The following is a 26,114-nucleotide window of genomic DNA, read 5'->3' as shown; positions in this document are numbered from 1 at the left end:
GATGACGCGCAACACTAGCTACTGGTTGCTGAATGCGGCATCGAATGAGGCTTCGGGCTTCGGCCACAGCAGCGACCGAACGAATCCAACGGCTTCGGCGGCACCGTGCAGGCGGTCCATGCCGGCGTCTTCCCACTCGATTGAGATGGGGCCTTCATAGCCGATCGCGTCGAGCGCGCGGAACGAGTCTTCCCACGGCACGTCGCCGTGGCCGGTCGAGACGAAGTCCCAGCCGCGACGCGGGTCGCCCCACGGCAGGTGCGAGCCAAGCACGCCGGCGCGGCCGTTGTTCGGGCGCATGCGGGTGTCCTTGCAGTCCACGTGATAAATCCGGTCCTTGAAGTCCCAAATGAACCCGACAGGGTCAATGTTCTGCCACATCATGTGCGACGGATCCCAATTGAAACCGAACGCCTTGCGGTGATCAATCGCCTCCAGCGCACGCACCGAGCTCCAGTAGTCGTACGCAATCTCACCGGGGTGAACCTCGTGCGCAAACCGCACACCCTCGCCGTCGAAGACGTCAAGAATGGGGTTCCAGCGCGCTGCGAAGTCTTCGAAACCACCCTCGATGACAGAAGCCGGGACCGGCGGGAACATCGCAACATACGGCCAGATCGAAGAGCCCGTGAAACCAACGACGGTGTCAACATCGAGCTTGCGCGCCACGCGGGCCGCACGCTTCATGTCTTCCGCCGCGCGCTGGCGAACACCCTCGGCATCGCCGTCGCCCCACACGTAATCGCGCAGGATCGCCTCGTGACGGAAGTCAATTGGCGCATCACACACGGCCTGCCCGGCGAGGTGGTTCGAGATTGCGAAGATCTTCAGACCGTGGCGGTCCAAGATCTCCTTGCGTGACGCAACGTAGGCGTCATCTTCATCTGCGCGCTGCAGGTCAAGGTGGTCACCCGACGCGGCAACTTCGAGGCCGTCATAGCCCCACGAAGCCGCAAGGCGCGCGACCTCTTCGAACGGCAGGTCGGCCCACTGGCCGGTAAACAGGGTTACGGGGCGTTCAGCCACAGTCTTCTCCTCGAGACTCAAGATTCAACAGCGACCCACGCGCCAGCCTGACCGGCTGAGGCGACGACCGCTTCCGTCATGACGGCTGCGCGGAGGCCATCGGCGAAGGTCGGCAGACTCTCCGGGGCCACGCCGCACAACGCGCTGTACGTGTCGCGCACAAATCCGTTGAACGCATCCTGGTACCCCATGGGGTGCCCAGACGGAACCACAGACAAGCGGGCAGCGTCGGGCGTCAGTTGCGAAGCATCGCGGTGGCGCACCATGGTTCCGGCGCGCGAACCGATATGCAGCTGTTCCGGTTTCTCCTGCTCAAACCGCACCGACTGCTCGGCGCCGTGCAGCTCAAACTCCAGCGCATTCTTGCGGCCTGCGGCCATCTGCGACACCAAAAGTGTGCCGATGGTTCCGCCAGCAAACTCCACCATCACCGCGGCGATGTCTTCGTTGCTCACCGGCAGGCCAGCCCGCTCCGCGTACACCGTGCGGGTGCGCGCCGACAGTCGCACAATGCGGTCGCCGGTCACGAACTCGACGAGGTCGCACAGGTGCGACCCAATGTCGGCAAACGCGCGCGACGAGCCGTCAGACATGCGCCAGTTGGCGTCGGTCTGCAGCAGCATCCAGTCCTGCAGGTAGGAGGCCTGCACACTCAGTACCGTGCCAATTGCGCCCTGCTGCACCAGCGCGCGAGCCTCGCGCACCATGGGGTGAAAGCGGTACACAAACGGCACGGTGTTCACGACGCCAGCCTCTGCCGCGGCATCCATCAGCGCGCGAGCATCGGCAGACGACGCGGCCAACGGCTTTTCGCACACCACCGCGACACCCGCCGCCACCACCTGAGCGGAGATGGCGGCGTGCGTGTCGTTCGGCGTGCAGACGTGCACCACATCGGGCTTTGCTGCGAGCAAATCATCCAGGCTGGCAAAGGCGGGCACGCCCAGCGGCGCGGCCGTCGCCTGCGCCGAGGCGAGGGTGCGAGACGCAATACCCACGATCTCAGCGCCGGCGGCACGGGCCGCGCGCGCATGCACTTCGCCCATGAACCCCGCACCAATGATGCCAACGCGCGGCACTGCCATGGTTCCGTTCGACGTCACAGCACTCAACCCTTAACGGCGCCACCGGACATACCGGCCACCAGGTTGCGCTGCACGACGAGGAAGAAGATCACGACCGGAATCGAGAACAGCACCGAAGCGGCGATCAGACCGCCGTAGTCGATACCCGTGTCTTGGTTGAACGACACCAGCCAGACCGGCAGGGTGTACTTCGCCTGCTCCTGCAGGAGGATGTACGCCATGATGTAGTCGTTCCACGCCTCAATAAAGGTGAACACGGCCGTCGAGATCAGGCCCGGCAGTACGAGCGGGAAGTAGATGCTCCACAGCACCCGCATGTCGCCCGCACCATCGAGGCGTGCGGCCTCGTCGATCTCCTCCGGAATCGCCTGGAAGAATCCGCGCAGCACCCAGATCGAGAACGGCAGCGCGCTCGCCAGATACGCGAGAACCAGCGCCCAATACGTGTTCAGCATGTTCGCGTCACGGAACGTGAGGAACAACGGAATCAGCAGCGCGATCGAGGGGATCATCTGGATCGCCAGGATCGTCACCAAGATTGCCTTGCGACCGAAGAAGCGGAACCTCGTGAGGGCTGCCGTGGCAAGGAAGCCGACAGCGATGGAGGCGACAACGACGATGGCCGCGATCAGCAAGCTGTTGCCCAACGAGCTCAAGAAGCCGGGCTTCGTGAACGCGCGAATAAAGGCGTCAAGGCTCGGAGGCGCAGGCAAGAATGCCGGCTCGACCGAGGTCAGCTTGTCGGGCGTCTTAAACGACGAGTTGAGCATCCAATACGTGGGGAAGCCCCAAATGATGACCAACACGAACGCGAGAATGTGCGCTCCGGGGCCGCGGCTCCGAAGGCTCCGCCGGCGACGTTTGACTTTAAGGGGAGTACTCACAGCTGCTCTCCTGAACGAACGAGGCGGCGGACATAGAAAGCGGTCATGAACATGAGAATTCCCGCGGTAACCACCGCGATGGCAGCACCCTGCCCGTAGTCGTTGCCAGCGAATGCCTCACGGAACGACCAGATACCCAGCGTCGTGGTTCCGCCTTCCGGGCCACCGCCCGTGAGAATCCAGATCTGGTTGAAGATGTTGAATCGCCAGATGATCGTGAGGATCGAGACTAGGTAGATGATCGCCTTGAGGAAGGGGAACGTCACCGTCATGTAAATCTTGAAGCCATTCGCGCCGTCGAGCATGGCTGCTTCGTAGTACTCGCGCGGAATCTGCGACTGGCCCGCATACAGGGTGAACGCAATGAACGGCGCGCCCTGCCAGACAACGAGAAGGGTCACCATCACCCACGCATCGCCCGGTGTGGTCAACCAGTTGTGGTCGGTGAAATCACCGAAGATGCCGAGCTGCGTGATCAGCCAGTTCACAACGCCGTACGGCGGCTGGAACAGCCACTGCCAGATGAGCGTTGCCGTCACCGTGGGGATCGCCCACGCGAGGATCAGCACCACGTTGAGGGCGACACGCATGGGCTTGTTGAGGCGCATCATGAGCTCACTCATGAGCATGCCGAGACCGACGGTCAGGATGAGGCAGGCGCCGGTGAACGCAAACGTGCGCACCAGAACGGGCCAGAACTCGTCGCTCGTGAAGATGTTGGCGTAGTTGGCGAAACCAACCCACGGGGTTTCACCCGTGAAGAGGGACTTCATGCCGAAGTCCTGGAACGAGCTAATGACGAGTCGAACGAGCGGGTAGCCGACCGCGGCGAGCAAGACGATCGCGGCCGGAGCGAAGAGGAACAGCGGCGTCAGGGACGCCGACCCCGTCTTACGACGAGGCCGGCGTCCCTGAGGAGCCGCAGTTTTGCGGAGACTCATGGTGCAGTGAGTTATCCGACGTTCAGAACGTCGTTGAGGTGATCAGCGAACTTGGTCGTTGCCTCTTCGACCGAACGTGCGCCCGTGGCGATCTGTACGAACAGGTCGTTCAGCGTCTTGTCTGCCTCAAGCGTTGCCCAACCAGGCGATGCGGGCAACGTGATGCCCTTCTTGCCGGCGGTGTAGAACGCCTGCTGGATTTCCGGAACCTCATCGAGGATTGCATCGATGTAGGTCGGCGAAACCGGCACAGCGCCGTTGTTCAGGCCAACGAAGTCCTGCTGGATTTCGGGGCTCGTCAGGATCTTGATGTACTCGGTTGCGAGGTCAGCGTTCTTCGACTTCGCAGCGATCGAAACGACGGAACCAGCAGCCATGACCGGTGCGAGTTCGCCCGGGTTGTTGATGCTCGGCATCGGGAAGCTACCGATCTGGCCAACGAGGTCAGGGTTACCCGACTCGATGGCAACGATCACGCTGGGGTTACCAGCGATGGTTGCCGAAGCCTTCAGCTCAGCCATAACGCTCGAGCCCTCGGGCGAGGTGGAGCTGGCCGTCTGCGACGAAGCAGCCGAGTAGCTGTTCTGGAACTCCTTGTACTGTTCCAGGCCCTTGACCGAGTTCGCGCTGTTGATGTCAGCGACCCACTCGTCGCCTTCGAGCTGTGCGAAGCTTCCGCCAGCGTCGTAGACGAACGGCATGGACGACTGCCAGTCAGCACCCGCAAGGTAAAGAGCGGAGAAGTCCGAAGCCGGGTTCTTCGCCTTGACAGCATCGAGCGCCGCGGTGAACTCTGCCCAGGTCTCGGGCTCTTCGGTCACGCCAGCGTCTGCCCACATCTGCTTGTTGTAGGCGATTGCGTAGGTCGAAACACGCAGCGGGGCCGCGTAAACCTTGCCATCGATGGTGGATGGAGCCTCGAGGCTCTCGTTCCACTCAACGCCGTGCTTGAGCTCGTCGAGCACATCGGTGAGGTCGCGGACAGCGCCGTTGGCTGCGAACAGCTGGATGTTGGTGTTGCCGATCTGAACGACGTCCGGCGGGTTGTCTGACGACAGTGCGGTGGTCAGCTTGGTGACGATGTTGTCCCACTGCTGAACCTCAACCTTCACGGTTGCGCCCGTTGCCTCTTCGAAGCGCTTGTTGACCTCGGGAACCGTGACGTCAAGGAAGGCGCCGGTTTGCATGAACCAGACCGTGAGTTCGCGGTCCTTGTCTGCGGCAGCGTTGCCATCCGACTCTGCTGCGGTGCAGCCGCCAAGTGCGAGGGCGGAGATGAGTACAGCGGCTCCGATGCCTACTGTCCGCGTCGTAATGCCGAATGCGGCGTGAGTGTTTTTCATGGTGATTCCAGTTTCTCTATGGGGGTTTCTTGCTGGAGCGCCGACGGCGAGCGCCGGCCGCGGTGTCACTTCGCGGGAGCGAGCAATTGGATCAGTGCACGGAAGTGCACGATCATGTCGACGTCGCTGTCGAGGAGCCACTGCGTTTGGAGGCCATCGAGGGTCGCGATAATGAGCGTCGCGATCGCCGAGGGCTCCAAGTCGGTGCGGATGCGACCTTTCTCCTGGGACAGCGCGATTCGCGCTGTCCAGGCGGAACGGTTGCGGGTGTAGAGCTGCGTGAAGTACTCGCGTCGCCCGGTTTCGGTCGTGTCGGTGGCGGCGAGCGCCGACACCACGGAAAACAGGCCGATAAGCCCAGGAACGGTCGCGTTGTGAGCGACGAGTTTCAGGACAGTGTCTAGTTCGGCACCTTCCTTTGTGGGGAAGGTTTGCCGGTTGACGCCATCGCGATGCTTGACAATTTCGAGCATCAGGTTGTCGAGCGAGCCGAAGTGGTGAAGCACGCCTGCTTTCGATCGGCCGACGCTGTCGGCGACATCTTGCAGCGTGGTCAGATCGAAGCCAGCCTCAGCAACGAGTTTCAAGGCTGCGTCGAGGACTTCCTGACGCAGTCTTTCGGTCTTCGCATAGGCGCCGCGGGTGTGCGCAACGGAGGTTTTCTCTGCCATGGCGAAACACTACCTCTGGTTGAGATTAAAAATCAACCAATGGTCGAATTTAGGTTACAAACTGTGTATCGTGCTGTTTGCATGCATGGAATTCGCGCGTGCTCCCGTCGATGAGAGGCGCTGATGACTAGCCCAGAATTGTCCGTCCAGCTGTATACCGTGCGAGAAGCGCTCGCCGCCGACCGGCCGGGCACGCTCGCCAAGCTGGCCGCCGCGGGCCTCAATAACGTCGAGGTGTTCTCCGTTGATGAGAACGCTGCCGATATGCGCGACGCGGCAAAGGCGGCCGGGCTCAATATTCGCAGCGGGCACGAATACTTCCTGTCGGACCACGTGTCATCGCCCACGCGTTCATTTGAAGTTCGTCCGGTCGAGCAGACGCTCGATTATGCCGCAGAGATGGGTCTCGACCTGCTCATCGACGCCTACGTTCCGGTTGAGCGCTGGGCCTCGCGTGATGAGATCGAGAAGACCGCCGAACGCCTCAACAGCGCTGTCGACCCGGCCGCATCGCGCGGCATCCGCCTCGGCTACCACAACCACTCGCACGAGTTCCACAACGAGATTGACGGCGTCAGCGCCTACGAAATCTTCGCCGGCCTCGTCGACGAGCGCGTCGCTCTCGAGCTCGACGTGTTTTGGGCGGCAACCGGTGGCCAGGATGTTCCCGCGCTCCTGCAGCGCCTCGGTGCGAAGGTGCGCGCACTCCACGCCAAGGACGGCATCATCGGCGAAGACCCCTACAAAGCTGAAGACCGCTCCAAGGTAGAGCTCGACCAGCGCATTGCCGGTCAGGGTGAGCTTGCGCTGACCGACATTCTCGCCAGCGCTTCGTCGGCTGAACTCGTCGTTATCGAGTTCGATCGCTACAACGGCGACATCTTCGACGCTATCGAGAAGAGCGCGGCTTGGCTCCGTGAGGCAGGTGTTCGATGAGCGGGGCTCCCATGGGCGTCGGCATCATCGGCACCGGAATGATCAGCACGAAGTACCTTGACAACCTCACGACCTTTCCTGACATCAAGGTTGTCGCGCTCGGTGACCTCGATGTTTCGCGTGCCGCGGCGCAGGCCGAGAAGTACGGAGTTCCCGTGGCGGGCACCCCAGAAGACGTACTCACCCACCCCGATGTTGAACTCGTCATCAACCTGACGATTCCGGTCGCCCATGTGCCCGTGAGCCTGGCCGCGGTCGAGGCGGGCAAACACGTTTGGAGCGAAAAGCCAATCGGCGTCAACCGTGAAGAAGCCCAGCAGCTCCTCACCGCCGCTGATGCCGCTGGTGTTCGCGTCGGCATCGCGCCCGACACCATCCTCGGCCCGGCGTTCCAGACCGCACTGCGTGCCCTTCGTCGCGGCGACATCGGGGTTCCGCTGTCTGCGCAGACGACCATGCAGTACGTCGGCCCCGACCTCTTCCACCCGGCACCGGAGTTCCTGTTCGGTTTCGGTGGTGGCCCCGTCGCTGACATGGGCCCGTACTACATGAGCGCCATGGTCAACCTGTTTGGCCCGGTTGCTCGTGTGGCCGGCGTTGGGCTGAAGGGCCGCGAAAAGCGCACCATTCTCGTCGGTGACCGCCTTGGTTCCGCGTTCGACGTTGAGGTTCCGACCCACGTGCAAGCGATCGCGCAGTTCGAAAGCGGAATGACCAGCCAAAGCGTATTCAGCTTTGACTCGCACATCGCGCGCACGGGCATTCTTGAGGTCATCGGTACCGAAGGAACCCTCGTGATTCCCGACCCGAACCGCTTTGTCGGCGAGGTTCGTATCGCGCGCGCCCCGGAAAAGTACGAAGACCTCGACACCCCGCTGTGGAGCACCGTCGAGAATGTCGGTATCGAGTCCGGCCGCGGACTCGGCGTGCTCGACATGGCGCGCTCGATCCGCGCTGGCCTGCCCCACATCGCCACCGGTGAGCTCGGGTATCACGTGTTTGACGCGCTGATGTCGATCGAAGAATCTGTTGCTCTCGGCCAATTCGTCGACGTCGCCAGCACCGTCGGCGTCGTGCCGCTCGTGCCGGAAGACCGCGACCCCTTCGCCGCCACGCTGTAGGCAGTTATGAAACGCCCCGGCGCTTGCTCTGAGGAGTGAGCGCCGGGGCGTTGTCGTTCTCATGCGTGTGGTTCCACTTGTCCAACACCCCAACTACGCTGGCCGCATGAGCGGACTCATTCCCTACATCCTTTTCGACGGCACGGCTCGGCAAGCCCTCACCGACTACCAGGCGATTTTCGGCGGCAAGCTGTTTCTGCACGACTACGCGTCCGCCGGCCGCACCGACGGGCCGGCCGACGCGATCGCGCACGGCATGGTGATCGGCGACGTAGAGATCGCTGGCTCTGACGCCGGCGACGGCGAATCGTCGGTATCGATGAGCGGCATGTTCTTCTCGCTTCTCGGGGCGGCCGACCCTGGCACGTTGACCCAGTGGTTCGACGCCCTGGCAGAGGGCGGAAGCATCACAGACCCTCTGCAGAAGCGTCCGTGGGGCGACTACGACGGCACGGTCGTCGACAAGTACGGCGTCACGTGGCTCATTGGCTACCAAGAACCCCAGACCACGCAGGGGCAAGGCGCGACAGCGTAGCCAAACATGAACGGGTGCAAACCAAAAGGATGCACCATGTTTACTTTTGCCCCTAGTTCTTAGTAGGTTTGAGTGTCACGCATGGGAGAGATGCGTGAAAAACAACACCGAACCCGAACTTGGGAGCCCCCGTGCGCGAAATCGACGTTGTCCCCGCCCACTCGCGGTGGTTCCGCCCCCTCGCCAGCCTGGCAACCGCAGCGCTCATCGTCGTCGGCCTGCTGGTTCCGTCGCCCGCAGCGGCAGCCCCAGGCAACCTTCCGTCGCCCGCGACTGCAACCCCAGGCAACCTTCCCGCGACCACAACCGCAGACAACCCCCGCGCGACCGCCCCCTCTCAGATCACACAGGTCATGATGGATGGTCCTAACCAAGCGATGTATGGTGGGCCCCTGAGCTACGACGTGGCGGTTTACGGGGCCACTGCTGGTGGAGAGATCGAGCTCTGGATCGATGGCACGTTACGCGAAAAATTCGCCTTCAGCCCGAGCCAGCCACAGGTCATACCCGTGAACAACCTTCCTGCCGGCAAGCACCTCATCTCTGTGCTCTACCCCGGCGACTCGGTCAATATGTCCTCAAGTGTCACGAGGACCGTGACGGTGTACGAATGGAGCTCTGAGGTCGCCGTTCAGACGCCGTGGCCGGCGCCGACGAATTCTGACGCAGAGGTTTCGGTCGCTGTGCGCCTTTCGAACCCGCAGCACCCAAACGGCGGCAACACGCCACCGCATGCTGAAGGAACGGTGCGACTTATCCGCGACGGTCTAGCCCCTATCGTGGCGACGCTCACGAACGGGCGCGCCACCCTCGCCGTGCCTGTAACGACAGCCGTCGATACGCCCTTCCAGGTCGTGTACGAGCCTCCAGCGGGCCAGTGGGTCTCCCCTTCGCGCGCAGAAGCCCACCTGCGTTTTCTGCCAACACTGGAGTTGACGGCATCCTCAGAAAAGGTCGTTCATGGCACGCCCGTTGTGCTGACGGCCGCTGTCACCAATAGTCAGCCCGGCGGCTACGTTGAGTTCTTCGAAGACGCTCGTGGGGTCGGCTTCTTAAACCTCACGGATGGCGTGACTTCGTTGCAACTGATCGACCTTGCCGTCGGTTTACATAGTTTTTCGGCGCGGTACTCCTATTACTACAACGCCGGTTGGGCGAGTAGCGGTACCACCAACGTCGAGGTCGTGCCGTGGAAGAGCGTCGTCACAACGACACTCGCGCAGTCTGAGGTTGCGGTGGGTGATGCTACGACAGCGAATGTCTCGGTCGCGCTCGAAGCACCGGAGGGGGTCGCGGGGGCGCCGGCGGCGCCGATGGCGAGCGGAACCGTGGAGCTGCTTGTCGACGGAAAGGTCGTTGGTAGCCCGGTTGCGTTGGCCGCTGGCTCAGCTGAATTGAATGTGCCCGCACAGGCCGGGGGAGTTGCTCTCATCGCCGCGCGGTTCACGCCGGCAGGCCCGACGATGTCTGCGGAGGAGTCGGCGGCTGTCCGGCTTACGACGTCCCTCCCGCTACGTACGCTGACAGTGAGCCATCCGACGCGCGTTGATGCCGGCTCCGCCATACTTCTCGACGGCATGGTCACCGACGACGGGGGCAACCCGCTCGCTGGGCCCCATATCGGCATTAGGCTCTATAACGCGGTAACTGGTGAACTGTTGAGGACGATCCCTACCGGGTCCAATGATGTCGGAAAAATGCAGGTGTGGCTCGCCCCTGTGCCGGTTGGTAGCTATCGCCTGGAGTACCGCTCACCCGCAACGGCGGATTACGCTGAGCTCGTTACCGAGACGACGTTCACCGTTGTTCCCATCAGTACATTGTTCGCTTTGCAAGTATCGCCGCCGGCGCCCCATGGTTCCGAGCGCACTTTCACAGCGATCGTCGTGGGTCAATACCCGACCGGAACGGTCACGTTTACGACAAACGGTGGAGTCTCGGTGCCGGTGCCCGTGATAAACGGGGAAGCCACGTTCACCACGAGCGATTTGGCCGTCGGCGAGAACACCGTCACCGCGGTGTATTCGGGTGACGCGCGTCACGCGGCGGCTTCGAGCTCGATCGCTGTAACCGTGGCAGCGTGGAACAGCGCGGTTTCGATGACGCTCTCACAGACCGATGCGCGCGTCGGTGATGTGGTGACAGCGAACGTCGCCGTGGCGCTGGTTGACCCGACAATCACCACGATCGTAGGGGCCGTTGGTGCTCCAGTGCGGGCGGCGAGCGGAACCGTTCAGCTGCTTGTCGACGGCGCGCCGGTTGGTGATGTGGTTGCGCTGGCAAACGGTGTGGCAACGTTGCCCGTGCCGACGGATGCTGTGGGGGAGTCGTCGTTGTCGGCGCGTTTCATCCCGGCGGATGCCACGATGACTGGGGCGACGAGTGCAGCGCACGATCTGACAGTCCGCCTTATTGAGGCTTCGACGACTGTTGAGGTATCGCCGACCGCCGTTCATGGTTCCGACCGCGTGATCATCGCTCGTGTCACGGGTGATAAGCCGACCGGAAATGTCGAGTTCTCCGTCGACGGAGTCGCGGTCGCGACTGCCCCGGTGACCGCCGGCGTCGCGACAATCAGCACGAACACGCTCGCTGTTGGTAGCCATGCGATCACGGCGCGCTACGTGGGTGACGCTCGCCACACCGAGGCGACGGCCTCAGCGACGGCAACGGTCGCGGCCTGGGCGAGTACCGTCACAACGATTCTGTCGGCAGCCGATGCGGTGGTGGGCGATGAGGTTACTGTCACCGCAAACGTCACGTTGAGTGATCCGAACGCGAACCCGCTCGTGCGCTTGGCTCGCGTCACGCCGCCGGTCGCGAGCGGAACCGTTTCGCTGCTGATCGACGGATCGGTTGTTGGCGACCCGGTTGCGTTGGTCGACGGCTCGGCGACGCTGACCCTGCCGACGACGTCGGCGGGTTCGCTCTCGGTGTCGGTTCGGTTCGTTCCGGCTGACGCGTCGATGAGCGCGGCGGAGTCTACCGCCGTCACAGTGACGGTTGACCCGGTGCCGACGCCGACGCCTGAGCCTGAGCCCACCCCGGTGCCGACGCCAACGCCAACGCCGGACCCCGAGCCGACACCCACGCCGGATCCGACGCCCACCGCAACGCCGGAGCCTTCGGCGACGCAGTCTGTGGTTCCGTCGCCAACGGCACCCGTGGTTCCGTCACCGTCTCCGTCACCCGCACCACTCGCGGCGACCGGAACCGCTGACGCTGGCGGACTCCTGCTGACCGCGCTGCTGCTCATCGCGGGCGCGCTCGCGGCAGGACGGGTGGCACGCCGCCAGCGTAGCTAAGCGGTGGCCGACGTTTTGTGACTCATCGGGTCGGGGCTCCTCTTCCAGGGCCCCGGCCCGATGTCGTTGTGAAAGCTCTCGGCGCACGTTCGGTGTGGATCGCTACGATCGTGGGCAGGGGGCACGATGACCATTCGATTTCTCGGGGCGGTGGCGCTGATCGGCGGCGCGCTCATGCTGTCGGCGTGTGTGGGCGGTGGCGGTGTGGCGCCGACGCAGACGCCGATAACGGTTCCGGAGTCGTTGAAGCCGACGAATGTTCCCGAGCCCGTGCAGAAGGTTGACGCCGCGTGTGCGACGTCGTGGGTAAAGTTTGAGCGGCTGCTCACGCAGTACGACGCCGATAGCGCGCGGGCCGCGGTCGAGGCGCGGGTTGAGTTCGACCCGGATGATCCGTACGACATTGCGCGCGACGCTACCGGAGCCGACGACTACTACGCCACGCTCAGCGAGCTGACCGTCACGTTCGGCACCGATGTCGGGGCCATCGCCGACAGCGTGACGAACCCGCAAGTGAACGAGGCGCTCGCCGCTATTGGCGAGGGCCACGTTGACGCCGGCACGTTCTTGGCCGGCTACACCGACCCGTCAACGTCCGACGACGACATTGCCCAATTCGAAGACGACTACTTCGAGACGATGCTGCAGATGTCGCAATACGCCTCGCTCTGCGACGAAACCCTGAGCGGCGGAACCAGCGACAGCTGAGGTTGGTTGGTGCGGTTTCGGGCGGTGCGGCGCGCTGGTGCTTGCGCCGTGGTTCCGGAACCTACTCGATCGGCGCGATGCGCCCGCGGGTGTGTTCGACGGGGTACTTGAGGCGGGTTTTCTCGAGCTTGGACAGTAAAATCTCGTCGAGGTCAAAGTCCATCACGCGGGCCAGGGCGATGCAGTAGTGCAGCACGTCGGCGAGCTCGTCGGCGACCTCCTGGCGGTCGGCGGTGTCTGTCCACTGGTACAGCTCGAGCAGCTCAGCGGCCTCGATGCTGATGCTCTTCGCGAGGTTCGCCGGAGAGTGAAACTTCTGCCACTCCCGCTCCTCAGCGAAGTGCCGCAACGTGTCGAGCGTGTTCTGATTCACCATGCCCCGACGCTACCAGCGCCCGAGGCTAGAGGCTGGCGGTGTCGAGGAGCATTGTGAATGGGCCGTCGTTCACCGACGAGACGCGCATCATGGCGCCGAACTGGCCGGTTTCGACGTGGGCGCCGGCTTCGCGGAGCAGCTCGACAACGCGATCGACGAGGGGTTCGGCGTGCGGTCGACCTGACGCGGCTGTCCACGACGGGCGCCGCCCTCGGCGCGCATCGCCATACAGCGTGAACTGGCTCACCACGAGAATCGGGGAGCCCACATCTGACGCACTTTTTTGGTCGTCGAGAATGCGGAGGTCCCAAATCTTGCGGGCGATCTTCGCGGCTTCGGCCTCGCCATCGTCGTGCGTGACACCCACCAGCGCCAGCAACCCCGGCCAGGGCAGTTCTCCCACAATGGTTCCGTCAACCTCAACCGACGCACTCGCTACCCGCGTGACCACTGCTCGCATACCTCAAACCTAACCGCGCATCGCGACGCCCCGGCGCCAGTACCCCATGAACGCGACCCGTTTGCGGTCGATACCGAGATCCTTCACGAGGTGGCGGCGCAGCGTGGTGACGACGCCGGATTCGCCGGCGATCCAGAAATAGTGCGCCTCAGATGCGGAACCATGGGGTGCGGAACCAGGGGGGCCGCCGGGTACGGTGGGTGCGCCTTCGGAGGGTGCGAGTTCTTCACCGGGGCCGGTGAGCCCGGGTTCCAGGTGGAGTACGAAGTCGATGTCGATCTCCGTTTCGCCATCAACAACGCGAATATCGCGCGTGCACAAAAACACGCCCCGGTGCACGATGTGCCGATTCTGACGCGTCCGAACCCCCGCCCCAACTGCGTGAAAACACCCACTTAGCCGCGCCCAAACATCCACCCAGCTGCGTCAAAACACCCACCCAGCCGCGTCGAAACACCCACCCAGCCGCGTCCAAACACCCACCCAGCCGCGTCCGCATCCCTGTGCCGACAACGACCGTTATGCACGCACGGGTGTGACTGGTGTTACGGAAGTGGCTGGTGAGGCAATTATTTCGCGCATACCGTTTTCAACCGTGCATAACGGTTGTTGTGGTGGGGCGGAACCACGGCACGTCGGGGCTCAGAACCTCGAGTGCGAAAGCAGGGGTGCGGAGCCTCGGGGTGTGGGACAGGGGTGTGGGGGTTACGTGAGGCGGGAGCTGGGGCGGGGGTCGGGGGCGCCGAAGTTGACGGCGAGATCCCAGAGCCAGTTCGCGAGGCTGGGGGCGAAGGGGTGATCCTCGGTGTTGCGGAGCACGAGGCGCCCGCCGGCCACCACGAGTAGGTAGTTTCCGTCGTCGTCGGTCGCGACCACGGACATGTAGGTGGGCCCATCGTCACCCCACACCCACGCGGTTGTCGGGTCGGCGAGACGGGCCGCTTCGGTCGCGGTGATCTCGGCATCGGAGAGGAGCCGGAACGGATGCTCCGCACCCCACAGTGCACCGCTACCGGGTTCTTGTCCGTCATGCCAACTGAGGATCTGCGACTCGCCGGAACCTTCACTCGCCTGTTCCGTCGACAGGGGCGGTCGTAGCGAGCGCCTGACGTCGTCGGGCATGACCTCGTCAAGAGCGGCGAGCGCGCTGACGGCGTCACAGTCGTAGCGAGTCTCGTACATGATCAGCCACGCGTATTCGCCGAGACCGGAGTCTCGCAACTCTTCGATGGTCGCCAAGCCTTCGCGCAGCGGCTGCGCCATCGCGTGCGCCATGGTGTAGCCGAACTGGGCCGACTGATCGGTGGGGTCTTCTCGCAGCACGCGGAGAATGAGGTCCTCCGCCTCGATCGGGCGGTACGTGTAGAGGTACGCGAAGGTGAGCGTGATGCTGAGCATCGGCTCCGTCGGGTTGAGCCGGACTGCCTCTTCGATGACCGGCACGATCACGTCGGGCGGTGCCAGCGATTCGAGCAAGTGCGTGGCCTGGAGGCCGACAGCGTCCGCATACCTCTCCGGTGATGCGGCGGCAGCCTGAGCGACCGCCGCATCCACCACCGGCCAGCCAACACTGGGCGACTCGGCAAAAGTCAACGCACGCCCCAGGTCGAAGAGGTCACTCCAGCTCTCGCCCGGTTCTTCTTCGAGCACGATGCGCGCCAGGCGCACGGCCTCGTCGAAGTTCTCGGCCGAGTGCTCCAGATCACGCAATTCGCGCGCCGCATTCGCGTACTGCCGGTCGCGCCGCCCCATCAGATCGTGCAGGAGGTCGCGCGCCTCGTCGACGCGGCCGACCTCTTGGTAGTGCCGGGCGAGCAGAATGATTTGCCCCGTCGATTGTGGCGAACGCGCCAGCACGCTCGCCACAATCTCCGGAATCTTGGGGTGATCCGGCTGCGCCTCGTACAGCTCCCACGCGAGGTCGCGGTCGCGAGCAATCGCCTCCTGCTCAACGTCTTGTTCTTCTGGACTCATGTCCCCTCGTCCCTCGCGAACGTCCCCTTCGCGGGCTTAACTACTTCATCCCGTGTTTCACGCGGTATGCACGCAACTGTGCGAAGGTTCCGTCGTCCACCCCGTAGTCCAGCACCGGAGCCACCTGATCGAACCAACTCGTCGTTGACGGCGTGATGTCGGCGGCCGCTTCGATGAGTGAGGCGGTGGTGACCGGAACCACCGTGCCGGCTTTCATAGAGGCGCTCATGGCTTTCTGCAGAGCGACTTTGGCAACCTGCGCGATGTCGGCGCCGGAGAAACCGCCGGTCGCCGCGGCAACCTGCACGGTGTCGACGTTATCGGTCGGCTTGCCCTCGAGGTCGCCCTGCAAAATCGCGGCGCGGGCGACGGCGTCGGGCGGCAATACAACGACCGTCTTGTCGATGCGGCCGGGGCGACGCAGCGCCGGGTCAATGTCCCACGGACGGTTCGTGGCGGCGAGAAAGTAGACGCCATCGTTGACGCTCTGCACGCCGTCGAGCTCTTCGAGCAGTTGCGTGACGATCATGCGCATCGACTGCGAACCACCGCCACCCGAGGAGCGGCGGCCACCGACAGCATCGAACTCGTCGAAGAAAATGACGCAAGGGGCGGCGGCGCGGGCATCGTGGAAGATGCTTTGGATCGCCTTTTCGCTGTCGCCGATCCACTTCGAGAGCAGGTCGGCGAGCGTGACGTGGATAAACGCGGCGCCCAGGTCGCCGGCGATCGCCTTCGCGATGAAGGTCTTGCCACAACCGGGAGGGCCGTACATGAGCAGCGAGCCGCCCGGCTTCTGACCGAAGGCGGCCGCAAGCTCGGGGTTGCGCAACGGCGCGAGGAACGTTTCGTCGAGGTGCTGCTTGACTTCGGCGAGGCCGGCGACGTCTTCGAGCGTGATGCTGGGGCGCTCGGCATCCCACAGGCCCGGCTGGTCGAGGTCGTCATTGTCGGCGTCGGTGGTTGCTGGCGCGGCGATCGGGGCGGCGGTCTTCTCTGTGGGCGGTGCCTGCTCTTCGCCGCGGCGTAGGCGGGCGGCCATGAGTCGGGCCCGCATCACGCGCACGCGTGCTGCATCACCGCCATCGGCCTCGAACGCGGTGATTTCGCTGCTGGCGCGATCCGGATCCTGCTGCAGTAGCAGCGCGATGAAGTCTTCGCGCAGCGCCAGGTTGTCGCGATCGGCCGCGACCTCAGCCGCAATGACCTCGAGAAAATCGTCTTCGTTTGCCACAAGCGTCCCCTTAATTTCGCCCTGGATTTTCCATAGTAGTCACGCACTTTTGAGTCGCCTGACAGCCACCCGCTTCCTCTCAGCGACGCCGCCTAAGATCGATAAGTGACTTCGCACGATGATTTCCCGATCAACCCCGCTGACGACGCTCCCCAGGAGACCCCCGCGGGTGCTGGTTCCGTCGACGACTCAGCCACTGGACCCGTTGAAGCCTCCATCGCTTCCGTGCTTGACGGCACGTTCACGGGCATCGACCCCGCCGAATTGGCGATCGCGCTCAAGGTGCTCGGGCAGGTGCAGTTTCTCGAGGCTGACCACCCCGACCACATCACCGTGCGCCGCGCGACGAGCGACATGGTCAAAGACATTCGCGAGACTCGTCGCAACATTCGCAAGTTCGCGGCGCGTGCCGCCGACGCTGCCGTAATCGCGAACACGGCGACCGGTGCCGCCGACCGCATCGACGACGAAACCCGCGGCATCACGCTGACGACGTCGATCGAGACGCCGACCGCCGGTGAGCTGCAGAAGCCCCAGAACTGCTACATCTGCAAACAGCCGTACACGCGCGTTGACGCGTTCTACCACCAGCTGTGCCCAGACTGCGCGGCGTCGAGCCACCGCAAGCGCAACGCCCGCACCGACCTCACCGGCAAGCGTGCGCTGCTCACCGGCGGTCGCGCGAAGATCGGCATGCACATCGCGCTTCGCCTGCTGCGCGACGGCGCGCACTTGACGATTACGACGCGCTTCCCGCGCGACGCCGTGCGCCGCTTCCAAGCGTTGGAAGACTCGGCCGATTGGCTGCACCGTCTGCGCATCGTTGGTATCGACCTGCGCGACCCGGCCCAGGTGATTTCGCTGGCCGATTCGGTTGCTGCGCAGGGCCCGCTCGACATTCTGATCAACAACGCGGCGCAGACCGTGCGTCGTTCGCCCGGTTCGTACTCGCTACTCGTTGACGCCGAGCTGCAGCCGCTACCCGACGGCCCACTGCCCGAAATGGAAACGTTCGGCCACACCGCCGACCCGCACCCGCACGCGCTCGAGGCTTCGGTTGCCGAGAACCCGCTGCTGTCGGTGGCGGCACTGGGCGGAACCGTTGCTGTCGGCGCGCCGGCCATCACAGCTGAGGAGTTGACCCGGTTGTCGATGGCGGCTGGCGCCGCCTCGATCGAGAAGCACCGCGATGGCACCGCGATCGATGCGGGTGGCCTCGTGCCCGATATGGAACACTCCAACTCGTGGGTGCAGAACGTTGGCAACGTTGACCCGCTTGAGATGCTCGAAGTGCAGCTGTGCAACACCACGGCACCGTTCATTTTGATCAACCGCCTGCGCCCGTCGATGGCGTCGGTCGAGGCTGGTCGCGCGTACATCGTGAACGTCTCGGCGATGGAGGGCCAGTTCGCCCGCCGGTACAAGGGCCCCGGCCACCCGCACACCAACATGGCAAAGGCCGCGCTCAACATGCTGACCCGCACGAGCGCCGGTGAGATGTTCGAGACCGACAACATCCTCATGACCGCCGTCGACACCGGCTGGATCACCGACGAGCGCCCGCACTACACCAAGCTGCGTTTAGCTGAAGAGGGCTTCCACGCTCCTCTCGACCTCGTCGACGGTGCGGCCCGCGTGTACGACCCCATCGTGCGCGGCGTCGCCGGCGAAGACCTCTACGGCGTCTTCCTCAAGGACTACAAGCCCCACCCCTGGTAAGCACGGGGAACGGCAAAACGCCAGCACCGGATGGTGCTGGCGTTTTCGTTAGAGCTGGGGTGATTTAGAAGTCTGCGCCCTCAGCCTGGGAGGGGTGACGGTCGAACCATGCGGGGATCTCCGCGAAGTCCATGGCGTCTGCGTCAAAGGTTTCGGTGCTAACCATCATGATGTTTCCTCGAATTCTCATCGTCTTCGATGTGACGTGACCGGCGTGGTCACGGGCCGGGAAATATGCTCCTAGCCGGTTATGTATCTCCAGCATGCGCCTCATGCAAGAAACACAACCCCCAAATTCGAGGTAAGAGTCACTCGTTCTTACTGTCTTCGTTAAGAATCACCATTCTTGTCGACCGATTTGCCAATTTGGCGCACATAATTTTCGTGCTGCTGGTTGTCGGCGACGGGCAACGGCCCGCACGCCGACAGGGTGATTCCGATGGCCAGTGCCGTCACGATGACGAAAGTGTGTCGTTTCATGCGACCACTGTTGTCGCGCGCGCCAACTCACGACAGGCACAGAAAGCTAATGGGGAGAACGCACCCCGAAAGCCGACCTGGGGAGGAAACCCGCGACGTTACTCTCCGTCGCCAGCCTCAGTCACTGGTTCCGCTGGCTTCATCGTGAAGGCAATCGAAACCGACTGGGTCGCGCTGAGAACATCGCCCACGCTCGTCGACGTGATCGCGTTGTCGTCGAGACGCGCCGTGTCGAACTCGGGGTTGTACGGCTCGGCGGGCAGGCCGCCCCAGTCTTGTGGCTGCTCCGGACGCGATTGAAAAAGTCCCATGCGTCCATTGTGCGCGCCCGCATGTGCGTTGTCTGCGTGCCGGTAATGAACTGCCCGCGAAACTACAACTGCCCGACCGAAACAACCTCGATAACCGCGGCGCCAGCCTCATCAGACGCGTCGAGGTCGACGCTCGCGGTGAAGCCCCAGTCGTGGTCGCCCTCGGGGTCGTGCCAGATCTGGCGCACGGTCCAGGTGCGGGTGTCAATGCCGTCAAACACCAGCATCGCGGTCGAACGCGCGTCGGCATTGGTCAGAATTTCGTCGTGTTCGGCGAAGTAGCCGTCGAGGGCGTCATCCCACCCGGCGGCACCGATGTTCGGGTCAAGCTCAGCGAGCGCGTCAACGTCTTCGCGCGCCGCCAACTGCACGCGGCGGAACAATTCATTGCGCACCAGCACACGGAAGGCACGCGTGTTGGTGGTGAGCCGGCGCGGCGCCGGCGGAACCACGACATCGTCGGCCGTGTTCTCCACGCCTGAGACGAGCTCTTCCCACTCGTCAAGCAACGACGAGTCAACCTGACGCACGAGCTCGCCGAGCCACTCGATCAGGTCGTGCAACTCGTCGGTTTTGAGTTCGTCAGGAATCGTCTGCCGAGCCGCGCGGTAGGCGTCCGAAAGATAGCGCAGCACGACACCCTCGGAGCGCGCGATCTTGTAGAACCCGACGTACTCGCCAAAGCTCATCGCGCGTTCGTACATGTCTCGCACGACCGCCTTGGGGCGCACTTCGAAGTCGCGAATCCAGGGCTGGGCCGCGGCGAACGTCTCAAACGTTGCGGCCAGCACCTCTTCGAGGGGCTTCGGGTAGGTGACCTGTTCGACGAGTTCCATGCGCTCGTCGTATTCGATGCCCTCGGCCTTCATGGCGCCGATCGCTTCGCCGCGCGCCAAGAACTCCTGCTGCGACAGCACCGCACGCGGGTCATCGAGCGTTGCTTCGACAACCGAAATCATGTCGAGCGCGTAGCCCGCATCATCCGGACTCATCACCGAGAACATCGCGAGCGCGTACGGCGACAGCGGCTGGTTCAGCGCAAAGTTGGCCTGCATATCGACGCGCAGACGCACATGCCCGTTAACAACCTCGACAATGTCGGCATCGCGCAGCGTGCGATAAATACCGAGCGCGCGACGCGCCAACTCAAACTGACGCGTGCGGGACTCGTGGTTGTTGAACACCAGATCGCGCACGGTGTCGAGCGCGCCATCGCCACGCGCCAGAATGTTCAGCAGCATGCCCGCCGTCATCTGCATATGCGACGTCAATGGTTCCGGCTCGCTGGCAATCAGCTTCTGAAACGACGGCTCACCCCACGAAACAAACCCTGCCGGCGCCTTCTTGCGCACCACCTTCTTGAGCTTCTTCGGGTCGTCGCCCGCCTTCTTGAGCGCGGCCGCGTTCTCGGTTTCGTGCTCGGGCGCCTGCGCGACGACGGTGCCCGCGGTGTCGTAGCCGGCACGGCCCGCGCGTCCGGCGATCTGGTGAAATTCGCGAGCGTTGAGCTGACGCATGCGGGTGCCGTCGAACTTGGTGAGGCCGGTGAGCAGCACCGTGCGAATGGGAACGTTGATGCCGACGCCGAGGGTGTCGGTTCCGCAAATCACGCGCAACAGGCCGCGTTGCGCGAGTTGCTCGACGAGGCGGCGGTATTTCGGCAGCATGCCGGCATGGTGCACGCCGATGCCGAGGCGCAGGAGGCGACCGAGGGTCTTGCCGAAGGCGGTGGTGAAGCGGAACCCGCCGATGAGTTCAGAGATTTCGTCGCGTTGTTCGCGGGTCGCGATCTTCGCAGACGACAGTGCCTGCGCGCGTTCCATTGCCGCGGCCTGCGCGAAGTGCACGACGTATACCGGGGCCTGTTTCGTCTCGAGAAGTTCTTCGATCGTCTCGTGAATCGGCGTGGTTTCGTAAAAGTAGTGCAGCGGAACGGGGCGCTCAACACCCGTGACCTCGGCAGTTTCACGGCCGGTGCGCTTCGTGAGGTCGGCCGCCAGCTCGGTCACATCGCCGAGCGTTGCCGACAGCAGCAAGAACTGTGCCTGGGGGAGGGTGAGCAACGGAACCTGCCACGCCCACCCGCGGTCGGGGTCGCCATAGAAGTGGAACTCGTCCATCACGACTTGGCCCACCGGGGCCTCGTCACCACCACGCAAGGCGATGTTCGCGAGAATCTCGGCGGTGCAGCAAATGATGGGGGCATCGCCGTTGACCGACGCATCGCCGGTCACCATGCCGACGTTCTCGGCGCCGAAGATGTCGACGAGCGCGAAGAATTTCTCGCTCACGAGGGCCTTAATAGGTGCCGTGTAGAACGTGCGCTGCCCGCGAGCCATCGCGGTGAAGTGCGCGGCGATCGCGACGAGCGACTTTCCGGTTCCGGTTGGCGTCGACAAGATGACGTTGTTGCCGCTCATCAGCTCGATCGCCGCTTCGTCTTGCGCGGGGTACAGCGAAATGCCGGTCTCTTCGACCCATGTGACAAACGCCGCATAGATGGCGTCGTCGGTGACCGCTCCGGCGGCGCGGAGTGCGGACGGGTCAAGAGGTGGGGCAACAGACATGATGTATTGATTCTCCCACGCGGGTGATCTCGCCGCCGGGGGGAGGCGCCGTCGCGGCGACTTTCGGGCGCAATCGTTGTTCAGATGTGCCTGAAACCGCGCTGATGGCCATCAGCAATCTGTCATGCTCTTTTAAGAGAGCTCTCGGCCACGCAATCGCACGTTGGCTTAGAGTCGGCACAGATACATCACACAGAGGGGGACACTGTGAACGATCCACGCATTCTTTTGAATGACCCGAATACGACTGCAGCGCAGCTGGCCGAGATCGCGGGTTCGCACCCGGAACTTGCCGCCCAGATCGCGCAGCACCCGAACTGCTACCCGGCGCTTCGTGATTGGGCCGGCCAGCAGGTCGCCCGGATGCAGGCCGCCGCACCGCAGCAGCCCGCCGCGCCCGCGCAGCCCACGGCACCCGCCCGCCCGGCTCAGCCCGTAGTTCCGGGGCAGACGGCCCAGCCCACCTACCCGCAGCAGCCGGCCGCTCCGGCCCAGCCGCAGTACCAGGGCCAGCCCGCGCAGCCGCAGTATGGTGCGCAGCCTACGCAGCCGCAGTTCGCTGGCCAGCCCGGTCAGCCGCAGTTCGGCGGTCAGCCTGGCCAGCAGCAGTTTGGTCAGCCCGGTCAGCCCGGCGGCTACGGACAGCAACCCGGCTACACCCAGGGCTATGGTTCCGCGCCCGCGGTACCAAAGAAGAAGACGGGCCTCATCGTGGGCATCGCGGCCGGTGCCGTGCTTGTCATTGGTGGCGGAACCATTGGTGCTGTCGCGCTCAGCGGTGGCTTTGGTGGTGCGGGTGGCGCTGGTTCGCCGCAGGCGGCCGTGACCAACCTGTTTGACTCGGCAAAGTCGGCCGACGTCATGGGCTCCATTGGCGCGATTGCGCCGAGTGAGGCTGAACTTTTCGCTGACACGTTTGCTGAGCTTTCTAAGATCAAGGGCGAGGGCGACGCACGCTCGTACGACGAGATCATGAAAGAACTGCAAGACGCGATGCAGATCGAGATCGCTGACGTCGCGATGACGGAAGAAGAGATCGCCGAGGAGATCGTGCGCGTCACGCTCACCGACTGGACGGTCACGATCGACGGCGACGAAGAGAAGATCGCCGACCTGATGACCGAGCTCACGTCGGCGTCGATGCGCGAGCAGATGGAACAGTTCGGCTACACCGAGTCTGAGATCGACGAGATGCTCGAGTCGCAGCGCGCCGAGGTCATCGAGGAGATGGACTTTCCGCAGACGATGACGGCCGAAGACTTCCGTGCGGAGTCGGGCGCTGACCTGTCGGTTGTTTCGGTGAAGGAAGACGGTCAGTGGTATGTCAGCGCGCTGATGACCTTCGCTGACGTCGGATTCCAGCAGTCGCCGGATTGGGATGAGTCCAAGCTCGGCGAGAAGGTTCTCGAACCGACCAAGTACGACACGCCTGAAGACGCCGCTGTGGGTCTCGCTGAAGCGCTCGAATCCGCCGACTTCGAGGCGATCACGAAGTCGCTGTCGTTGCCGGAGCGTCGCGTGCTGTCGATCTATGGGCCGCTGTCTGCAGACATGCTTGAGGGCGGTTCTGGTCCGTCGTTTGACCCGACCGACTTCTCGTCGGAGATTGTCGACGGCAAGGGTCGCATCACGATCGACGCGCTCGGCATCGATGGTGCTGGCCTCATCGAGGGCCTCTGCTTCACGCCCGCCGACGGTTACAGCGAGAAGATGTGCCTCGACGACATTCCGGTGCTCGAAAAGCTCGGTATCGCTGATGTCGACCTGATCGCCGTTGAAGAGAACGGCGGCTGGCTCGTCGCGCCGCTAGGCACCCTGGGTGACGCCACATCGATCATCGCGAAGAACTTCGTTGTGTACTACAACGAAGGCCGCATGGATGAGCTGACCGCAGGCTTCTAAACCTGACCCATTGGCTGTGGGCCCGCACCTCTTCTGGGTTGCGGGCCTTCGTCGTTGGAAACTGTCCTACATCGGTGACTGCACTTCTGTCTGCCAGAGTCAATCCCGTCGTTCGACGACTTGGCGTGTGTACGAATCAGGTGGTGAGGCTCGGCATAACATCGCGCGCACCATACGTCATCTACCCGTCATGCTGACGGTCCTTGGCAGCGATTCGCTGACCCCACGGGGCTGACAGCGAGCGGAAGTGCCGTCGCGGAGCGGGGGCCTATTTCAAGAACTCGCGGGCTGCGATGACCAACGCATCGACGCCGCGCTCGATCGTAGGGTGCAGGATCGGGGCGAAGAAGGGGGAGTGGTTGCTCGGAATGTCGGCCTCGGCCGTGCCCGCTGCCATTGCTGCGGCGAACGCTTCGGGCTCAACGCCACCCCAGAACCAGTAGACGAGCGGCACGCCGGCTTCGGTCGCGAACCACGAGACGTCTTCTGATCCGGTGAACATGCCGGGGTCGAGCACCGCGTCCTCACCGAACGTGGTCTCCCACGCAAAGATGAGGCGGTCCGTCGCTTCGAGGTCGTTGATCGTCGGGGGTAGCGTGTGCAGAATTTCGATCGTTGGCTCTTCGGTGGCGCCCGACGCGAGAGCCTCAGCCTTGATGATGCGCTCAACCTTGTTCATCACGCCCTGACGGGCAGTATCGTTGGGGTAACGCAGGCTGATGTCGATCGTTGCGGTCGCGGGAATGATGTTGTTCTTGAGACCAGCGTGCATCGAACCGACGGTGACGACAGCCATTTCGCGCGGATCAGTTTCACGGGAAACAATCGTCTGCAGTCGCATGACGGTCGCCGCAGCCATGACGACGGGGTCGATCGTGGTGTCGGGGCGCGAGCCGTGGCCGCCGCGGCCGTGCAGCACAACGTGCAGTCCGTCGGAAGCCGCCATTTGCGCGCCGGAACGCACGCCAATGGTTCCGGCCGGCAACGGCGCCAAGTGCTGACCCAGCACGATCGTGGGCTTCGGGAAGCGGGTGAGAACGTCGTCGGCGATCATCGCCTGGGCGCCGGAACCATATTCTTCCGCCGGCTGGAAGACGGCAACAATGGTTCCGCTCCACTTGTCAGTCGTCGCCTGCAACTGCTCGAGCGCGCCGAGCATCGCGGTCACGTGCATGTCGTGGCCGCACGCGTGCATGACCGGAACATCGGTGCCCTCGGGGTCGATGCCGCGGGCGGTCGAGGCGTAGTCGAGACCCGTTTCTTCCTTGACGGGGAGCGCGTCCATGTCAGCGCGCAGCCAGACCACCGGGCCGTCGCCATTGCGAATGACGGCGGCGATGCCGGTCTTACCGATGCCCGTCTCGTGCTCGATGCCGAGGGCGGTCAAGTGGGCTGCGATGACACCCGCCGTGCGGGTCTCCTGGAACGACAACTCGGGGTTGCGGTGTAAGTCGATGTAGATGGCTTCAAGGTCGAGGGTCATGCCCGAAGCCTAGCGACTACCGCGGCGCGCGTGCAGTGGTCTCGCGCACGACCAGCTCGAACGGCAACGCGTTGGGCTGGTGCGTGACGGGCTTCTTCGTCTCATCAAGCTCGCGGAACACCGCTTCGGCCGCACGCGCTCCCTGCTTGAGCGGAAACTGGTCGACCGTCGTGAGTCGAAAGAAGTCACCCAGTTCGTGACCGTCGATGCCGATGATCGAGAGGTCGTCGGGCACACGGAAGCCGAGGTCGCGAGCAGCAAGAATCGCACCGATCGCCATTTCGTCAGAGCCGGCGAAGATCGCGGTGGGGCGGTCGTGCGGGCGGCCGAGGAGCTGTTTTGCGGCGCGGTATCCACCCTCGATCGTGAAGTCGGCGGGTTCGTACAGCGCGGGGCTCGGCTCAATGTCGGCATCGCGCAGGGCCTGCTCAAAACCGAGGCGGCGCGTCGTTGGCACGTGAAAGTCGATGTCGAACTCGGGGTTCGCGCCAATGTGCGCGATTGTGCGGTGGCCGAGCGTGATGAGGTGGTTCGTGGCCATCTGCGCGACGGCGAAGTCATCGACCGTGAGGGTCGACAGTTGCGGATTGGGTCCACCGATCGCGATCACCGGAATGCCGAGCTCGAGCAACGCCTGGGTCTCGGCGTCGTCGAGCTGAATCGACACCGCGATCACGGCATCAACGCGACCGCGGCGCAAGAAGGTGCGGAAGATCTCGCCGCGCGCCTTCTCATCGGCCGTGATGTTGTACAGCGTGATGTCGTAGCCCGCGCGGGTGACGGCCGCCGCGAGTCCGCTCAGCACGGCCGAGAAGAACCAGCGATCGAGATACGGAACAATCACGCCGATGTTGCGGGTGCGTCCGGAGGCGAGGGAGGAGGCGCTCGATGACACGACGTAGCCCAAGGCGCGCGCTGCGGTCAGCACGCGCTCCTTGGTGGGAGCCGACACGTGTCCGCGCCCGCTGAGCGCGCGCGAAACCGTCGCCGTTGAGACGCCCGCAGAGCGCGCAACCTCATCGATGCTCACCATCGAGCGGCCTCCATTCGGGT

22 protein-coding genes and 1 pseudogene are annotated in these 26,114 nt (G+C 63.8%); 7 read left to right on the top strand and 16 right to left on the bottom strand.

Going from position 1 to position 26,114, the window contains the following annotated elements; genetic code table 11:
• Positions 1-18: 18 nt before the first annotated feature.
• From ACQUSY_RS02695 to ACQUSY_RS02670, 6 genes are all read right to left on the bottom strand, one after another.
• Positions 19-1,026, bottom strand: coding sequence for a sugar phosphate isomerase/epimerase family protein (locus ACQUSY_RS02695; protein WP_428902977.1), 1,008 nt, complete (start codon positions 1,024-1,026; stop codon positions 19-21).
• 17 nt (positions 1,027-1,043) lie between these two features.
• Positions 1,044-2,129, bottom strand: a complete 1,086-nt coding sequence (locus ACQUSY_RS02690; RefSeq protein ID WP_428902976.1) for a Gfo/Idh/MocA family protein — start codon at positions 2,127-2,129, stop codon at positions 1,044-1,046.
• Between the two features lie 5 nt (positions 2,130-2,134).
• Positions 2,135-2,995 (bottom strand): carbohydrate ABC transporter permease, encoded by an 861-nt coding sequence (locus tag ACQUSY_RS02685; protein ID WP_428902975.1) that lies wholly within the window; start codon positions 2,993-2,995, stop codon positions 2,135-2,137.
• A complete protein-coding gene (locus ACQUSY_RS02680) occupies positions 2,992-3,936 on the bottom strand; it encodes a carbohydrate ABC transporter permease (protein ID WP_428902974.1) in 945 nt (314 codons plus the stop codon). The genes ACQUSY_RS02685 and ACQUSY_RS02680 overlap by 4 nt, the downstream gene beginning before the upstream one ends.
• An 11-nt stretch (positions 3,937-3,947) precedes the next feature.
• Positions 3,948-5,279: an extracellular solute-binding protein gene (locus tag ACQUSY_RS02675; RefSeq protein WP_428902973.1), complete on the bottom strand. Its 1,332-nt coding sequence runs from the start codon at positions 5,277-5,279 to the stop codon at positions 3,948-3,950.
• A 65-nt stretch (positions 5,280-5,344) separates the two neighbouring features.
• Entirely contained in the window at positions 5,345-5,950 is a 606-nt protein-coding gene (locus tag ACQUSY_RS02670; RefSeq protein WP_428902972.1) for a TetR/AcrR family transcriptional regulator, read from the bottom strand.
• A 123-nt stretch (positions 5,951-6,073) separates the two neighbouring features.
• Between ACQUSY_RS02670 and ACQUSY_RS02665 the strand changes: the two genes are divergently transcribed.
• From ACQUSY_RS02665 to ACQUSY_RS02645, 5 genes are all read left to right on the top strand, one after another.
• Complete coding sequence (locus ACQUSY_RS02665) at positions 6,074-6,886, top strand: sugar phosphate isomerase/epimerase family protein (RefSeq protein WP_428902971.1); 813 nt, start codon at positions 6,074-6,076, stop codon at positions 6,884-6,886.
• Positions 6,883-8,007 carry a Gfo/Idh/MocA family protein gene (locus ACQUSY_RS02660; RefSeq protein WP_428902970.1) on the top strand — a complete coding sequence of 375 codons (1,125 nt, stop codon included), beginning with the start codon at positions 6,883-6,885 and terminating at the stop codon, positions 8,005-8,007. Before ACQUSY_RS02665 ends, ACQUSY_RS02660 begins: the two co-directional genes overlap by 4 nt.
• Positions 8,008-8,113: 106 nt before the next feature.
• On the top strand, positions 8,114-8,542 hold the full coding sequence (locus ACQUSY_RS02655) for a VOC family protein (protein ID WP_428902969.1): 429 nt from the start codon (positions 8,114-8,116) through the stop codon (positions 8,540-8,542).
• 131 nt (positions 8,543-8,673) lie between these two features.
• Complete coding sequence (locus tag ACQUSY_RS02650; protein WP_428902968.1) at positions 8,674-11,847, top strand: Ig-like domain-containing protein; 3,174 nt, start codon at positions 8,674-8,676, stop codon at positions 11,845-11,847.
• Positions 11,848-11,973: 126 nt separating this feature from the next.
• A complete protein-coding gene (locus tag ACQUSY_RS02645) occupies positions 11,974-12,555 on the top strand; it encodes a hypothetical protein (protein ID WP_428902967.1) in 582 nt (193 codons plus the stop codon).
• Between the two features lie 61 nt (positions 12,556-12,616).
• Here ACQUSY_RS02645 and ACQUSY_RS02640 read toward each other — a convergent pair whose 3' ends face one another.
• The 5 genes and pseudogenes from ACQUSY_RS02640 to ACQUSY_RS02620 form a co-directional block, all read right to left on the bottom strand.
• Positions 12,617-12,931 (bottom strand): nucleotide pyrophosphohydrolase, encoded by a 315-nt coding sequence (locus ACQUSY_RS02640; RefSeq protein WP_428902966.1) that lies wholly within the window; start codon positions 12,929-12,931, stop codon positions 12,617-12,619.
• Positions 12,932-12,956: 25 nt separating this feature from the next.
• Positions 12,957-13,391: a D-aminoacyl-tRNA deacylase gene (dtd, locus tag ACQUSY_RS02635; RefSeq protein WP_428902965.1), complete on the bottom strand. Its 435-nt coding sequence runs from the start codon at positions 13,389-13,391 to the stop codon at positions 12,957-12,959.
• A 9-nt stretch (positions 13,392-13,400) separates the two neighbouring features.
• Positions 13,401-13,547 (bottom strand): annotated as a pseudogene (locus ACQUSY_RS02630) (SIP domain-containing protein); the annotation flags it as partial.
• Between the two features lie 549 nt (positions 13,548-14,096).
• A complete protein-coding gene (locus ACQUSY_RS02625) occupies positions 14,097-15,365 on the bottom strand; it encodes a tetratricopeptide repeat protein (RefSeq protein ID WP_428902964.1) in 1,269 nt (422 codons plus the stop codon).
• A 40-nt stretch (positions 15,366-15,405) separates the two neighbouring features.
• On the bottom strand, positions 15,406-16,599 hold the full coding sequence (locus ACQUSY_RS02620; protein WP_428902963.1) for an ATP-binding protein: 1,194 nt from the start codon (positions 16,597-16,599) through the stop codon (positions 15,406-15,408).
• A 216-nt stretch (positions 16,600-16,815) separates the two neighbouring features.
• On the opposite strand from ACQUSY_RS02620, the gene ACQUSY_RS02615 reads away from it, so the two are divergent.
• Positions 16,816-18,318 (top strand): SDR family NAD(P)-dependent oxidoreductase, encoded by a 1,503-nt coding sequence (locus ACQUSY_RS02615; protein WP_428903108.1) that lies wholly within the window; start codon positions 16,816-16,818, stop codon positions 18,316-18,318.
• A gap of 330 nt (positions 18,319-18,648) precedes the next feature.
• Here ACQUSY_RS02615 and ACQUSY_RS02610 read toward each other — a convergent pair whose 3' ends face one another.
• The 3 genes from ACQUSY_RS02610 to ACQUSY_RS02600 form a co-directional block, all read right to left on the bottom strand.
• The gene (locus ACQUSY_RS02610; protein ID WP_428902962.1) at positions 18,649-18,798 is read right to left on the bottom strand and encodes a hypothetical protein; all 150 of its coding nucleotides are present in this window, start codon (positions 18,796-18,798) and stop codon (positions 18,649-18,651) included.
• Between the two features lie 98 nt (positions 18,799-18,896).
• On the bottom strand, positions 18,897-19,109 hold the full coding sequence (locus ACQUSY_RS02605) for a hypothetical protein (protein WP_428902961.1): 213 nt from the start codon (positions 19,107-19,109) through the stop codon (positions 18,897-18,899).
• Positions 19,110-19,171: 62 nt separating this feature from the next.
• A complete protein-coding gene (locus ACQUSY_RS02600) occupies positions 19,172-21,676 on the bottom strand; it encodes a DEAD/DEAH box helicase (RefSeq protein WP_428902960.1) in 2,505 nt (834 codons plus the stop codon).
• Positions 21,677-21,883: 207 nt separating this feature from the next.
• Between ACQUSY_RS02600 and ACQUSY_RS02595 the strand changes: the two genes are divergently transcribed.
• Positions 21,884-23,578: a variant leucine-rich repeat-containing protein gene (locus ACQUSY_RS02595; protein ID WP_428902959.1), complete on the top strand. Its 1,695-nt coding sequence runs from the start codon at positions 21,884-21,886 to the stop codon at positions 23,576-23,578.
• 268 nt (positions 23,579-23,846) lie between these two features.
• On the opposite strand, the gene ACQUSY_RS02590 is transcribed toward ACQUSY_RS02595, so the two are convergent.
• Positions 23,847-25,061, bottom strand: a complete 1,215-nt coding sequence (locus tag ACQUSY_RS02590; RefSeq protein ID WP_428902958.1) for an amidohydrolase — start codon at positions 25,059-25,061, stop codon at positions 23,847-23,849.
• Positions 25,062-25,077: 16 nt separating this feature from the next.
• Positions 25,078-26,094 (bottom strand): LacI family DNA-binding transcriptional regulator, encoded by a 1,017-nt coding sequence (locus ACQUSY_RS02585; RefSeq protein WP_428902957.1) that lies wholly within the window; start codon positions 26,092-26,094, stop codon positions 25,078-25,080.
• Positions 26,095-26,114 lie beyond the last annotated feature (20 nt).

The sequence above is a fragment of the Microbacterium daqui genome (assembly GCF_050408675.1).
In the GTDB taxonomy this organism is placed as follows: domain Bacteria; phylum Actinomycetota; class Actinomycetes; order Actinomycetales; family Microbacteriaceae; genus Microbacterium.
Note: the sequence above shows the minus strand (reverse complement) of the source record. Positions and strands in the feature narration are given on the sequence as shown.

What these genes read in the sequence shown, in the direction of transcription:
- ACQUSY_RS02655 (WP_428902969.1), top strand. Translation starts at nt 8,114, where the DNA reads ATGAGCGGACTCATTCCCTACATCCTTTTCGACGGCACGGCTCGGCAA.
- ACQUSY_RS02585 (WP_428902957.1), bottom strand. Translation starts at nt 26,094, where the DNA reads ATGGTGAGCATCGATGAGGTTGCGCGCTCTGCGGGCGTCTCAACGGCG.
- ACQUSY_RS02625 (WP_428902964.1), bottom strand. Translation starts at nt 15,365, where the DNA reads ATGAGTCCAGAAGAACAAGACGTTGAGCAGGAGGCGATTGCTCGCGAC.
- ACQUSY_RS02660 (WP_428902970.1), top strand. Translation starts at nt 6,883, where the DNA reads ATGAGCGGGGCTCCCATGGGCGTCGGCATCATCGGCACCGGAATGATC.
- ACQUSY_RS02675 (WP_428902973.1), bottom strand. Translation starts at nt 5,279, where the DNA reads ATGAAAAACACTCACGCCGCATTCGGCATTACGACGCGGACAGTAGGC.
- ACQUSY_RS02670 (WP_428902972.1), bottom strand. Translation starts at nt 5,950, where the DNA reads ATGGCAGAGAAAACCTCCGTTGCGCACACCCGCGGCGCCTATGCGAAG.
- ACQUSY_RS02610 (WP_428902962.1), bottom strand. Translation starts at nt 18,798, where the DNA reads ATGAAACGACACACTTTCGTCATCGTGACGGCACTGGCCATCGGAATC.
- ACQUSY_RS02680 (WP_428902974.1), bottom strand. Translation starts at nt 3,936, where the DNA reads ATGAGTCTCCGCAAAACTGCGGCTCCTCAGGGACGCCGGCCTCGTCGT.
- ACQUSY_RS02645 (WP_428902967.1), top strand. Translation starts at nt 11,974, where the DNA reads ATGACCATTCGATTTCTCGGGGCGGTGGCGCTGATCGGCGGCGCGCTC.
- ACQUSY_RS02590 (WP_428902958.1), bottom strand. Translation starts at nt 25,061, where the DNA reads ATGACCCTCGACCTTGAAGCCATCTACATCGACTTACACCGCAACCCC.
- ACQUSY_RS02640 (WP_428902966.1), bottom strand. Translation starts at nt 12,931, where the DNA reads ATGGTGAATCAGAACACGCTCGACACGTTGCGGCACTTCGCTGAGGAG.
- dtd (WP_428902965.1), bottom strand. Translation starts at nt 13,391, where the DNA reads ATGCGAGCAGTGGTCACGCGGGTAGCGAGTGCGTCGGTTGAGGTTGAC.
- ACQUSY_RS02665 (WP_428902971.1), top strand. Translation starts at nt 6,074, where the DNA reads ATGACTAGCCCAGAATTGTCCGTCCAGCTGTATACCGTGCGAGAAGCG.
- ACQUSY_RS02600 (WP_428902960.1), bottom strand. Translation starts at nt 21,676, where the DNA reads ATGTCTGTTGCCCCACCTCTTGACCCGTCCGCACTCCGCGCCGCCGGA.
- ACQUSY_RS02605 (WP_428902961.1), bottom strand. Translation starts at nt 19,109, where the DNA reads ATGGGACTTTTTCAATCGCGTCCGGAGCAGCCACAAGACTGGGGCGGC.